A 13,245-nucleotide genomic window follows, 5' to 3' on the forward strand; every position below is an offset into this window, starting at 1 on the left:
GCACTCTGATTCTTAGCGTTAAATTTTTACCATATTCTTAAATATTTCTTTAATATAATATTTGTAAGAATCCATCTCAAACTGTGAATTATCAATTTTACATTTTTTCATGTTTAATGTATTAAAAATCGAGGATTCTAATTGTTTTCTTGCTTCTAGAACTGCTATTGTTCCTTCGATACCTTCAGCACTATGTATTTTCCCGTAACCTTGGTTATTATAGTAATCCATAAAACCAGTAGACCATTCCTTTGGTCGTTCCTGAACAGCCTTTTTAAAAGAACGCGACAAATCTTGTTGGTCTACATAAATTAAAACAGGGTTTAACGGCTCAATAATATCAGCTAATTTCTTTACATATTTCATGACACTTTCCTGGGAGGCACCATATTTAAGCATGCCGATGGTTACAGGATTTTGGATAAAGCAGCATTCGAAAATATACGTTTGATTTCCTGTCACCGCCTGTTCTACGAACCTTTGCCAGTTATCCGTGATTAATTCAATGTTCTTTTCTAACGGCAGCTCATAGATATCATGATTCCAAATTTTATCCCAAAAGGAATTAGGAACCATTCTCTCAGCAAGGTCCTGATTCAGCTTATTTTGCGGCAATATAAATCCATCACAGCGTTCAATGGCATGTTTTACGAAAATAGCCTGCACTTCTTTATACTGTTCCAAAAGTTGGGCAAATTCAGTTTTTGAGAAGTAAGAGCCTCCTTCATAATCCGCTGGGTGTTCAGCATTTCCCTCCAGAAACAACTTTGTATCAACATTCCATTCTTTTAATATATCGTTCGTGATCGTTGCCGTCGTGGTTTTCCCCGAACCAGGCAATCCCTCTACTAAAATTAATTTCGTGTTTATCATGTACACCCTCCTCTGTTTTGATTTTAAACCTATATAATGTCAACTAGAATTTTATGTCAACATTTTTTACCCCATCCTTACTGAAATCGCCAATATCCATTTAACATTTCAATAAAGCTGTTTTGATTGGTTTCTGCTAAGTTTACTAGAAAAGGTGTTTCCCCTCTTTCATGTAAGACCTTTCCTGCTGGCCCATTACCAAGCGGTGTGCAGAATAATAGATTTGTGCCAGGCAATTCTAATTTTCGACATCGTGCCTGTAAGCCTTCCTCCCTGAACTCTTCACTCGGGGTTAGGTTAAATAACTTTCCCCATGTACTTATCGTATCTTCTAAATTCCTTACGACAAACCCGACACTTTCAAATTTGGAATTTTCGCTAGCATGCCTTCCTAAGATTCCTTGTTCCTTAAACGCGGCCATCCTTTCTTCATCACTTTTTTCCCATTGGATGAAAAAAGGAAGTGATAGCTCATTAGGTTGATCCTCGATGAAAAGAAGATTCCACTTGATCACTTCCCCGCTTGCAGTAACACGTTGTCCTGGGAGTGGACCATGTACGGTAAAACTCTCTTCTCTTAGCGTTATGGCTAATTCGTTTATCTGATCCGTTCGAATCGCTATTTTAGCAGGACCTTCTCGATTCTCTTTAAACAGCTGCTTCACAATTTGGGTAATTAATTGATTCTCTTCATGTTGTTCAGCAATCGATACCTGTTCAATCCCTAAAAATTCTATATAGCTTAAATCAAAAAAACTGAGAGTATTGTAGGTTCCCCATGATTCATGACGGCCGCCTTGAACAACATGGATTCCATTTTCTGAAAGAGGTTGTATCGCATTTTCAGGTTTATGTTTAAACCAAACTAAATGATCAAATGATAATTTCATATTGTTTCCCTTTCCAAATAAATGAAAAAATGGCTTGATATGGTTCCAAGCCATTTTTCTATGATGTTGTTCCTTACGTAGATTGTTCTGTTTTCTTACCAGATAAAAACCAGCCGCCTAATGCAATAAGAAGCATAACAGACCAAAAGATGGTATTCCAAATCGGTCCTTCTACAAAATCATGAGGAATAATGTGTAATGCCGGATGCGCAAGAGTGTGCATCAATAGCTTAACCCCGACCCAGCCAACAAGTAACATCGCTGCTGTTTCAAGGGTAGGGCGTTGTGTTAGGACTTTAACAAAGAATCCTGCAGCAAATCGAATTACGATTAATCCAGCGATTGCACCGATTAATATAACAATAAATTGCGCGCCATCCATTCCACCGATTTGGCGCATTGGCGTACCTGGTAATGCGATAACAAGAGCGACTGCAGCTAAAATTGAATCAACAGCAAAGGCTATATCGGCTAATGCAATTTGAGCTACAGTAGCTCGGTAGCTTTTCCCTGCTTTCTCTTTACCGCCATGATCCTTTTTAAGCAAATGCTTTAATGCGATGAAAATTAAATACGCAGCCCCAATCGCTTGAATCCACCAAACATGAAACAAAAACGAAATAATAAAGATGGCACCAATCCTAAAGACAAAGGCTAATAATAATCCAATATTAATTGCTTTTTTTTGCTGTTCCTCTGGCAAATGCTTCGCCATAATAGCTAATACCAAAGCATTATCTGCAGATAATAAGCCTTCTAACAAAATCAAAATAAGTAAAACCCATCCATACTCTACTAACAAAGAAAACTCCATTTTATCCCCCTAAGTAAGATTGCACCGTAATAATAGTATAAATTATGTTTACCCTGTATTAATACTATTTTGCACAATTTCATTGATAAATTTCCATTACAAAAAAAATTATATCGCACGTGAGATGGTAATTCTATTGGATAAGCGGGGGCTTTCTCTCGGATAAAGGAAAGTACTCTCGGATAAGCAGGATTTACTCTCACATAACGAAAGTAACTCCCGGATATGCTGACTTTGCTCTCACCTTATATTTATGATGTGTATTCAGTTACAATAACTCCATCAATATTATTTCCTGAGATCTCATATTTGCTATTCTCTGGCACTTTTATTGACCTACTTGTTACGATGGGATAATAAGTAACGGTAAATTCTTCACCATTAACGATAGCCGTAATGTGCTTTTCTTCTCTTAGATATTCCATATATTCTTCCAAAGCGAAATTCTTTTCTTGGATGATCGCACTGTGAGGCAGTCCTACATAGCGGATATGCCATGGTTCATATTGAATTCCAGTAACCTGCGTTTTATCCTTTGGATAGCGTAAGATGAAACCATATTTCCATGCGTTTTGTTCAATCCACCTACCTTCAGGTGCCTCACTCATTTTCATTTGTGTCGAACCTACATCCAATGATAACCCTAAATTATGTTCACTATGTCCCGCAGGCAAAGCTAAGCTAGACCCCATTTGTTGATATAGTACATTCTGCTCATCAAAGTCCCTGAAACCACTATTAATAGAAAAATTACGAACCCCTTCTTCTCCTGCAGCATTTATCATCTCTGAAAACTCATATGCAACTTCTTCTGACAAATAAATTTCACTTTCTAATAGCCCATAACCCTCTGTCAATTCCCTGTGTTCAATTAAATTTACGACATCTGATTTAATACTCTCTTCATGAACAGGGTACTCATTGTTGACCAATAGTAAATTTCCTTGATAAACGAGTTCCTCTCTTATCTCTACCAATTGAGTACTTTCATCTAATTTATGATCTGGCACAAAATGTTTAATCTCTACTTTATTATCTTTAAAAAACTCTAATCTATTTACCACTGTAATTCCCAGGCTTAATACAACTAACAATAAAAATCCCCACTTTTTCATTTTAAATATCCTCCTATTTCTATCTTGGTACTAGAATAGGAAAAACTATTTAAATAAAAAGTGGGGTAAAGTTTAAATTTTTCTTAAGTTTTTTACTTTGATTGATCCATAGCGATACTCACTTGTGGTAAACGAACTTCAAATACCGTACGAATTAAACTGCTTTCAACTGAAATTGTCCCATTGTGCTGCTCGACAATATTCTTCGCTATGAATAAACCGAGACCTGTACTATCCTCTTGATGTCCCCGTGCTTTGTCACCGGTATAAAACATATCAAAGATATGTGGAAGTTCACTAGGAGGAATGCTGTCCCCATAATTTACAATCTGAACAACTACTTCCCCTTTCTCGATAAAACCGTTAATATCGACATACTGACCATCAACCCCATACCGGTTTGCGTTGGTTAAAAGGTTTTCAAACACTCGTGCTAACAGCTCCCCATCACCTAAAATAGAAAGCGAAGGAAGTATATACAAACGAACAATCAAATGATTTTTTTCAAAGACAGGATACATTTCTTCCTTTAATTGATAAAGCAGGTCACTTAAATTAAGTTGCTGTTTTTGAATCTGTAGCATTCCGTAATTCATTCTAGTAATTTCAAATAGTTCATCAATCAATCGTTCTAAACGCTGAGATTTTGTAAAAGCAATGGTTAAATAATGTTTAGCCTGATCCTTTGTCAAATTTCCATCCTTAAGAATTAAATCCAAATACCCGATAACAGATGTAAGTGGTGTCCGTAAATCATGTGCCAAATTGACAACTAACTGATCCTTACTGCTTTCCGAAAAATCTCCTCTTAGAACAGCTTCTTCCAATTTTTCACTTGCGAGATTAATGTCATGGGCAATAGTGCTAAATTCATCATTTGATCGGATATGAACCCGCTGTTTAAAGTCTCCACGCGCGAGATTGTGAATTCCATTTGATATCTCATTAAAATAGGTTGTATAGGGCTTAGTAAGTAAATAAAAAAACAAGATTGAAAGCGGGATAAATAGCAGTAAAAAGAAGTTTATGTCACCAATACTTCCCATAAATAACCGGAGCTGTGCCAGTGGATCGCCCCATTGAACCCAAGTGCGATAGTACCATTGAAGTCCTTTAAAGATGATATAGGTTATGGTACCAGACAAAAACATGCTTAATCCAAATAAGAGAACCATTCTAGAACGGAAGCTTCGTACGACTTTATCCATTGAATGTATACCCGACTCCCCACACGGTTTTAATTAATTTATTTTTTCGTTTATCGTCTTCAAGCTTTTTCCGTAACGTACGAATATGTACCATTACAGTATTAGCACCTTCAAAGTAGGCTTCGCCCCATACCTTTTGAAAAATATTTTCCACACTAAATACCTTCTTTGGATTACTAGTTAGTAAATATAAAATATCAAATTCTTTTGGCGTTAGGTTGATGTGTTCACCATATAAAGAAACTGTCCGTTGTTCTGGAGAAATAACCAATCCGCCAAATTCCAAGCTAGAAACATGATTGACTTTAGGTTGATTCAACATCAAAAACCGGCGCAGCTGTGCATTTACACGAGCAACTAATTCAATGGGGGTGAAAGGTTTCGTCATGTAATCGTCTGCCCCAATCACAAGACCTTGTACCTTATCGAAATCAGATGTCTTAGCACTCAAAAAAATGATGGGCATATTATGTTGTTCACGAATTTGACGGGTAACCTCATAACCATCCATTTTCGGCATCATGATATCCAAAATGGCTAAATCAATCGATTGAGTCTGGATTACTTGAAGGGCTTCCTCCCCATCAGACACTTTTATAACTTTATAGCCTTCCTTTTCTAAATGGATGGCAATTAAATTTGCAATTTCTTCTTCATCATCTGCAACTAAAATCGATATACTTTTCATCTATACACTCCTATTACATTCCATTCATAAGAAATTATAATCGATTGTTTATAGGTTAGGAAGTTTTAACACAATAACTTCCAATACCCTTTGATTATATAAAAGAAAAAACACCATTTCAGGTGTTTTTAGTTTAAAGCTATCTAGCTTATCACATTTTCTTTCATTAATTTCTTTTGCTGACGATAACTTAAAAATTTTATTCCCATATAAAACAAAGTGATTAGGGCAAATAAAATAAATAGCAATAGTTGATAATCAGTTACTGTATTCATAACGGTACTGAAATCACCAGGATAAAAGTGACCAATACTTAAAAACAGAAAGGTGGACGGAGCAATTCCAATCATCGTAAGTAGTGTATAGGTTCGAAGTTTCATATGAGACATTCCCGCTAAAAAAGGAACAAAATTCCCTAAATGAAGCGGACTCGAAATGGCAACACTCCAAACTCCATTCTTGCTAAAAGCCTTTTTAGCCTTTGTTAATTTTGCTCTTTTTGCATCACTCAACCGGTTTTCCACAGATTTACCAAATTTATATCCAATAAAATAGGGAATCCAACTCCCTATCGCGTATAGAAAGCTGCCTGCTATTGAAATCCAGGTCATCTCGAACCAGGTCAAATCTAAAATAAATCCCACTGTAACCATGATAAACGAGCCGATAAAGGGAAGAGCACTTCCTTCAATAAATATAGAAATGAATACTCCCCATATCCCCCATTCCTTGATAAGGGACAATATTGATTCAGTCATCCTTCTCACTCCATTATATAATGTAATCATAGTATAGTAGAGTTTTTAAATTACCAGAAGATACTGAAGTAGTAAGTTTATCTAAGACTTGAGGAGTAGAGACAGTGTAGGACCTCAGGCGAGTTATGGATGAATGGTCCCACTATTTTCGTAAAACAGTAATAAAACCATCCAAAATTGTATGACTTACTGAAAATCCTTTATGCTTATAGAATTCCAAGGCGTTATCATTTCCATTTGAGACATAGATAAAATAATCCTCGACATCATCAAATTGCTTCAGCCAGTCCAAAGACATATTAAAAAGTTTAGAACCAATCCCATACTGTCTATATTCATCTTTTATATAAAATTGCGATAGACAACCTACATTCTTTTTACGAACAGATGAAAGATCAAAAAAAGTAGCGAAATTATTCGAATAGGCTTCCTTTGGAGAAATATTGGAATAGACGTAGGCTACAAATTTCTCACCATCTTTTACCACAACGATGTAATTGTGTATGGCTTTTTCTACGGAAGGAACCATCCGAGTATCAAAATTCATATGGTCAAACATTTCAGGATTAATATAGGCTTTTGACTTTTGGAAAGCCATCAGTTCATTGCATAAGTCTCTACAGCATTCAATTTCGTCATCGTTTATGATTTCATATGTCAATTCCATGCGCTCCACTCCCCTTTTAATAGCTTCCCGTTTTAACACGTAATATTTGTATTATTTCCTCAAGGTTGTGAATTTGATAGGATGGGTTAATATTAGTATGATTTTGTTTCATATTAGGATTAAACCAGCATGTATCCAATCCAGCCAGCTCCCCGCCCTTAATGTCAGCACTTAATGAATCGCCGATAATTAGTGCCTCATCAACTCTGAAATTAGGGATTCTAGAAAAAACATAATCAAAAAATTCCTTCATAGGCTTTTGATAACCTGTGTCTTCCGATACAAATATGTCCTTAAACAGTGGAAATAATCCTGAATCACGTAAACGTTTATCCTGAGTCTTGGACACACCGTTGGTTACAACGTACAAGTCATAATCGTTGTGAAGTTCAGAGATTAGCTCAAAAGCTCCATTCATCAGTTGATGCCCTTTTTCAAGGTGAAGGCGATAGTTTTTTCGAGTAAGGTCCCATCCACTACTTTGTCATACTGATTAAATAAGACAGAAAAGCGTGTGTTGACAACCTCATCCCTGTCCAATTCTCCATCTTCAAATCTCTTCCATAGACCCTGGTTAATTTTTTTATATTGCTCTTCTATTTCTGAGGTCAGAGGAATGTTCTGCTCCTCGAAAAGGAGTTGTAACGCTAATTTTTCCGCTGCACCAAAATCTAATAGAGTGTCATCTACATCGAAAAACAAAGTCTTATATTTTTTCAAAGGTATCTCTCCATCTTCTGTTTACTTTTCAGCATGAAGCTGCTTAGTGGCTGATTTGCTGAGTTAGCCCATAATATTCCTATATATTATACACTTCATTGTGAAATATTTTAATAGAATCTCATGTCTGGCTGCAAGAGGTAACTGCATTGTCGGTAATGCGGACAATTCCTTGCACTCTGTCACTCCAGCAGGTCTGCATTAACCGTAACGCTGTTATTTGTTTGTTATCGGTCACTCCAGCATACCTCCATTGACCGTAAAGCTATTAATTTCTATCACTCGGTCACTCCAGTAGGTTTGCATTGACTGTAACGCTGTTATTTTCTTGCTCACGGTCACTCCACTGCTATATAAAGAATTTTTATGTTCTCATAATGAAACCTAATTCATTCACTTATAACATACATTACTATTGATATTTTTTTATAAGGAGGAAATTATGGATGATCTAAAACATCATGTTGTGAAGCCTTATTTAGTAACACGGAGTTTGCAACCTGAAAATCAGGAAACACCGATACAATTTATTAAGACTGATAAATTCAATAAACATTTATTCTATAGGCGTAACCATTTTTCTTATCCAAAGCTAACCCATTCAAATTATTTTCTCCCTATAAAAGGTTTAGTTACTACGCCCATACTGGTATCTATGCAAACCATTCTTCAATTACCCGCAAAAACGGTAGAAGTTGTCCTTGAATGCTCGGGAAATAAGCGGAGTTTATTTGAACCAAAGGTGTTTGGCGAACAATGGGAAAAGGGAGCCATTAGCCAAGGCATTTGGAAAGGCGTTTCCTTATGCACCCTGCTTGAACTTTCCGGAATAAAAAAAGCAGCAAAAGAAGTGGTTGTGGAAGGATATGACTTTGGAGAAAGAACAGATTTAGACAAGGTCATCTCTTATACTAGGAGTTTACCAATCGAGAAGGCTCTTCATCCTGATACCATAATTGCTTATGAATATAATAATCAACCAATACCCTTTAAACACGGTTTTCCATTGAGGTTAATTGTTCCACAGTGGTATGGCATGGCTTCTGTCAAATGGATTAAGCAAATATGTGTAATAAGTTCAAACTTTACTGGGCCATTTCAGAGCATTGATTATAAATATTATCCAAATCAGGACAATGACAATGGTGCACATCCTGTCACTACCATAAATGTAAATTCGACGATTCAAAAACCGTTAGATATGGCTAAATTTAATACTGGCAACCATGTAATAAAAGGCATTGCTTGGTCAGGTAAAGGCTTTATTACCAAAGTAGAAATTAGCACGGATAATGGTGATACTTGGTTTGATGCAAAGATTGTTCATTCGAATTCAAGTTACAGCTGGGTTTCTTGGACTTATGAATGGAGGGCAGCAGAAAAAGGTATTTATACCATTAAGGCAAAAGCAACTGACTCTCATGGTCGAATCCAGCCAATCAAACCCTATTGGAATAGAAGAGGCTATGGATATAATGCAGTCGATCAAGTTAAGGTAAAGATTGAATAGTTTATAATTAAAAACACCTCCCATTTGAAGTAATGGGAGGTGTTTTTGTTAATATTGATACTTTGTTCTAGTCGCTAATAAGATCAATATCGCTGGCAATGTACAGATGATCATTGATAAAAATGAAAGTGTAGGTGAGACTTCGTATAAAAAGCCTCCTATCAGTGTTAAAACTGCTGTACTAAAGCTTAATGCTAGTGCCGAATAAATTCCTTGTGCATTTGGAATTTGCTGTTTTGGCAAATTTTTCGTGATATACAGCATAAATGCATAATGAGCTACGCCAAACGATAGTGCATGCAAGCTTTGTGAAATCATAAAAATCCACACATTAGGAAACAAAAATACGAGTACCCAGCGTAAAGTAGATCCTGAAGCAGCTAAAATTAATAACGATGAAGGCTTCCATTTTTTAAACATGTGATCAGCCTTCAAAAAGTATACAATTTCGAAAATTACGGCAATATTAATAATCATTCCGATATAAAATTTATTCACACCTAAATCCTGCAAGTAAATATAACCATAATTATAATAGGATGCATGGGCACCTTGCAGTAATATGACAATAAGTAATACAATCGGGAAACTTTTTATCTGCCATAAACTTTTGAATGTAAGTGACTCCTTACGATCCTTCACAGTCGGCTTTACCACTAGTACTGGCGGTGTCGGCAACAGGTGCATGAATAGCATAAAACAAAGCCCTATTACCATACTGCCTAAAATGGCTTGTTCCCCAAAATACCCTGTTATCAAACTAATGATGAGCACCGAAAGAATAAACCCAATAGAACCATAGGATCGACTTTTTCCATAATTAACGTCCCCTTGTTGGACCAAGTTCCCTGCTGCTGTTTCAAGTGCAGGAAGCAGCGGTGGAAATACTGCATTAAAAAACATAGTTACAACAAAAAGTGTGACAAAGGATGAAGATGGTATATAAAGGATCGCAGCCACAAGTGAGCTAGCTGTCAAAACAAAAATAACGGTTTGACTGCTCATAAACTTAAATGCCAGTGGAAAAGCAAAAAGCGATGATGCCCCTCGTGCTAATAAGCCAAGCCCCATGATGATACTCGCTTCAGTTACACTGAGTCCTTTTGCTTGCACGAGCCAGCCAGTCCAATAAGGTAAAAATATTCCCCAAGTTATGAAAAATACAAAAAAATTCAGTGACATCCACCGTTGATTACTCGAGACTAACTTTTTTGGATTCGTTAAATGTTTAAGTGTTTGTTGATTATTCAAGATCGACCCCTCCGTATCCATTGCATCATAGCACGTAAACAAATACAATTATATGAGATATCTCATATTTTTTGACGGAGGTAGAAATGCAGTTTTTAATCGAACCAATGCGAAGTTCCTATATTGAAAAATATCCTATTCAATCAATTTTTTCCTTTCCCATAACCCCTTATATCCAGGTTTGTCAGTTTGAACGAGGTGAATTTATCTTTAAGGAAGGCTCCTATCCTGACTACATGTTCTATCTCGTTGAGGGTAAGGCAAAATTATACGTTACTCAAAAAAATGGTAAAGTGTCAATCCTCAATTTTTTACACGCCCCAACCTTCATGGGCGAAATTGAATTATTAAATGAGGAACGTTATTCCAAAGGTATCCAAACGGCCACACAGGTAATTTGTCTAGCCATTCCCATACATGCCTGTAAAGAAAAACTATTAAAGGACGCCACTTTTTTAAAATATTTATGCATTTTTTTAAGTAAAAAGCAGACGATGTTTACGTCTAGATATGCAGCGAACCAAGCATTCCCGCTGATTAATCGGCTTGCTGCCTTTATCCTTTTGTCAGCAGACAATGATATTTACAATGAAAAACATACAGAAGTATGTGAATATCTTGGTGTCTCCTACCGTCATCTGCTTCATGTATTAGCTCAATTATGCGACGTAAATATCATTGAAAAACAATCACGTTGCTACAAGATTCGAGACAAAGCACGACTGGCAGAATTAGCAAAAGAGGTTTAATTTCCGCTTCAGTGCAGTAAGTAAAAAAGTCGATCTCTATTTGATAGTGGATCGACTTTTAATATTGAGATTTAAATAATGGCTTTGGTGGTATCCAAACCCTTTCCATTTTTCTAATGGTCTCTCAAAATATCATCTACCGTCATTTTCATTGAATAGATGACTGTTTTTTTATAGTGTGCAGCTAAAAGAAGGACTCTAATTTGTTGGGATCGAGACAATTGTTTAAAACGAGGTTCTTGCTTTAAAAAGGTCCGTACGATGGACCAGCTTGAGGGCATTAACGGAAAATCATCCAGCGGTTGTTTCCTTCGTAAACGCTGAAACCAGGTTAAAGTTCCATTAGGAGTACTTTTATCGACAATACATGGAGCATAAATACTTTTTGTATGTTTTCGAAGCGATTCATAACGCTCTTGACCACTTATGATTGTATAGTTGTTATCTTTCCGATTCTTTCTGACAACCAGTACAAACATACAGTCCCACATCAATCTTTGAAGTTTCTTTACGTGCTCAGTAATTTTTAGTGATACATCAGGTTTGATCTTATTCAGGGGTATATACTGAATGGTAAATTTCACAAACATCCCCTCCTGTTCGTATTATGTTCTTACCAAATATAGTGATATCACAACAGGTTTGGAGAAATAATGATTCCTTCTTAATACCCAATTGCCTTTTACAGTATATGTGTGAACTGGGCTCAAGTGACCTAGAAACAACTCCCTTATTATTCTCAATTTAAAATCCCCCTCACCAATCTAATTGTTATATAACAAATATCCGTCTGTACTATATCACACGATTAGCTTAAGTATGATATTCAAACAGCAACTTCAACATCAATAGAGGTAATCCCCTTCATTTCAAAAATCTGTTGTATTTGTTTTCGTGTCCTGTTACAATTAAAATAATTTAATTTATAGAATATTTATAATATTCTATATTAAACTCCGTTTTATATATAGGGGGAATACCTTTGACAAAATTGCCAAAAACAAATGAATTAGGTTTTTTTGAAATCCGTCTTGAGTCCATTGGCGGTTTAGGAGCAAATCTGGCTGGAAAAATGCTTTCCGAGGATGGAGTTGTTGGAAACGGACTGAATGGAGTTGGTTTTTCATCATACGGTTCAGAGAAAAAAGGCTCTCCAGTAAAAGCACACATACGTTTCTGTGCACCGGAAACAAACATTCGAGACACCACACCAATAGAACGCCCCCATGTTGTCGGCATTTTCCATGATGCCCTGTTTAAAACCATCGATTGTACAAGCGGAATCTATCCAGACAGTACAATCCTAGTAAACTCACAAAAATCTCCTGACGAACTTAAAAAACTCATGAAAATTACAGGCGGAACCATTGCCATTATTGATGCGACTGGAATCGCTTTAGATGAACAAACAAAAGCCAACACAGCTATGCTTGGTGCACTTTATCGGATTTTGGACTTTCTAGACCCTGAATCGATGAAACAAACGATTCGGCGTACGTTTGAAAAAAAATACCCACATCTGGTTGAGCCAAATATTCGGACCTTTGACCGCGGATTTAATGAAGTAGAATTTAAAACCTTCCTTCCGGATAATGGAGTGGATCCTATACCTTTTTCAAGATCAGTACCTGTTCTTGGTTATGAAAATCAGGCCATTGGCGGTATGATTCTAAATCCGGGTAACAGCATGTTAAAGGATTTAAGTATTTCACGTGCCGGAATGCTCCCTCATTTTCATGAGGAAAAATGTATCAATTGCGCTGCATGTGATACAGCCTGCCCTGACTTTTGCTTTGTTTGGGAAGAAAAAGCAGACAAAAAAGGTCGCCCACAAATGTTTCTCAGTGGTATTGACTATCAATACTGTAAAGGCTGCTTGAAGTGTGTAACCGCCTGTCCTGTGGAAGCGCTATCAGGAGAAAGAGAATATAATGACGGCTATGCGGACAAAAACCGTGTGCCCCACTTATTTGATTTAGTCACTCAAAACTAAGGAAAGGAC

13 protein-coding genes and 1 pseudogene are annotated in these 13,245 nt (G+C 36.5%); 3 read left to right on the forward strand and 11 right to left on the reverse strand.

What is annotated here, in order from left to right:
* Positions 1–18: 18 nt before the first annotated feature.
* The 9 genes and pseudogenes from CHI06_RS17015 to CHI06_RS17055 form a co-directional block, all read right to left on the reverse strand.
* Positions 19–870, reverse strand: a complete 852-nt coding sequence (locus CHI06_RS17015) for a hypothetical protein (protein ID WP_095249850.1) — start codon at positions 868–870, stop codon at positions 19–21.
* A gap of 80 nt (positions 871–950) precedes the next feature.
* Positions 951–1,763 (reverse strand): VOC family protein, encoded by an 813-nt coding sequence (locus tag CHI06_RS17020; RefSeq protein WP_179292660.1) that lies wholly within the window; start codon positions 1,761–1,763, stop codon positions 951–953.
* Between the two features lie 73 nt (positions 1,764–1,836).
* Positions 1,837–2,577: a TerC family protein gene (locus tag CHI06_RS17025; protein WP_095249822.1), complete on the reverse strand. Its 741-nt coding sequence runs from the start codon at positions 2,575–2,577 to the stop codon at positions 1,837–1,839.
* Positions 2,578–2,828: 251 nt separating this feature from the next.
* Complete coding sequence (gene vanY, locus CHI06_RS17030) at positions 2,829–3,692, reverse strand: VanY-A/VanY-F/VanY-M family D-Ala-D-Ala carboxypeptidase (RefSeq protein ID WP_095249823.1); 864 nt, start codon at positions 3,690–3,692, stop codon at positions 2,829–2,831.
* Positions 3,693–3,784: 92 nt separating this feature from the next.
* A complete protein-coding gene (locus tag CHI06_RS17035) occupies positions 3,785–4,900 on the reverse strand; it encodes a sensor histidine kinase (protein WP_095249824.1) in 1,116 nt (371 codons plus the stop codon).
* On the reverse strand, positions 4,893–5,588 hold the full coding sequence (gene vanR, locus CHI06_RS17040; RefSeq protein ID WP_095249825.1) for a vancomycin resistance response regulator transcription factor, VanR-F/VanR-M family: 696 nt from the start codon (positions 5,586–5,588) through the stop codon (positions 4,893–4,895). The genes CHI06_RS17035 and vanR overlap by 8 nt, the downstream gene beginning before the upstream one ends.
* Before the next feature lie 143 nt (positions 5,589–5,731).
* Positions 5,732–6,346, reverse strand: coding sequence for a DedA family protein (locus CHI06_RS17045; RefSeq protein WP_179292661.1), 615 nt, complete (start codon positions 6,344–6,346; stop codon positions 5,732–5,734).
* 142 nt (positions 6,347–6,488) lie between these two features.
* Positions 6,489–7,013 carry a GNAT family N-acetyltransferase gene (locus CHI06_RS17050; protein ID WP_095249827.1) on the reverse strand — a complete coding sequence of 175 codons (525 nt, stop codon included), beginning with the start codon at positions 7,011–7,013 and terminating at the stop codon, positions 6,489–6,491.
* A gap of 16 nt (positions 7,014–7,029) precedes the next feature.
* A pseudogene (locus tag CHI06_RS17055) lies at positions 7,030–7,733 on the reverse strand (YjjG family noncanonical pyrimidine nucleotidase).
* Positions 7,734–8,175: 442 nt separating this feature from the next.
* Here CHI06_RS17055 and CHI06_RS17060 point away from each other — a divergent pair.
* On the forward strand, positions 8,176–9,243 hold the full coding sequence (locus CHI06_RS17060; RefSeq protein ID WP_095249828.1) for a sulfite oxidase: 1,068 nt from the start codon (positions 8,176–8,178) through the stop codon (positions 9,241–9,243).
* A 48-nt stretch (positions 9,244–9,291) separates the two neighbouring features.
* Here the strand turns inward: CHI06_RS17060 and CHI06_RS17065 are convergent, their stop codons facing one another.
* Entirely contained in the window at positions 9,292–10,425 is a 1,134-nt protein-coding gene (locus CHI06_RS17065; protein WP_095249851.1) for an MFS transporter, read from the reverse strand.
* Between the two features lie 155 nt (positions 10,426–10,580).
* Here CHI06_RS17065 and yeiL point away from each other — a divergent pair, with 155 nt between their 5' ends.
* Complete coding sequence (gene yeiL / locus CHI06_RS17070; RefSeq protein ID WP_095249829.1) at positions 10,581–11,243, forward strand: transcriptional regulator YeiL; 663 nt, start codon at positions 10,581–10,583, stop codon at positions 11,241–11,243.
* Between the two features lie 113 nt (positions 11,244–11,356).
* Here the strand turns inward: yeiL and CHI06_RS17075 are convergent, their stop codons facing one another.
* Positions 11,357–11,827: a hypothetical protein gene (locus CHI06_RS17075; protein WP_095249830.1), complete on the reverse strand. Its 471-nt coding sequence runs from the start codon at positions 11,825–11,827 to the stop codon at positions 11,357–11,359.
* A gap of 398 nt (positions 11,828–12,225) precedes the next feature.
* Here CHI06_RS17075 and CHI06_RS17080 point away from each other — a divergent pair, with 398 nt between their 5' ends.
* A complete protein-coding gene (locus CHI06_RS17080) occupies positions 12,226–13,236 on the forward strand; it encodes a 2-oxoacid:acceptor oxidoreductase family protein (protein WP_095249831.1) in 1,011 nt (336 codons plus the stop codon).
* The last annotated feature ends 9 nt before the right edge of the window (positions 13,237–13,245 follow it).

It is taken from the genome of Bacillus sp. 7884-1, from assembly GCF_002272245.1.
Classification (GTDB): domain Bacteria; phylum Bacillota; class Bacilli; order Bacillales; family Cytobacillaceae; genus Neobacillus.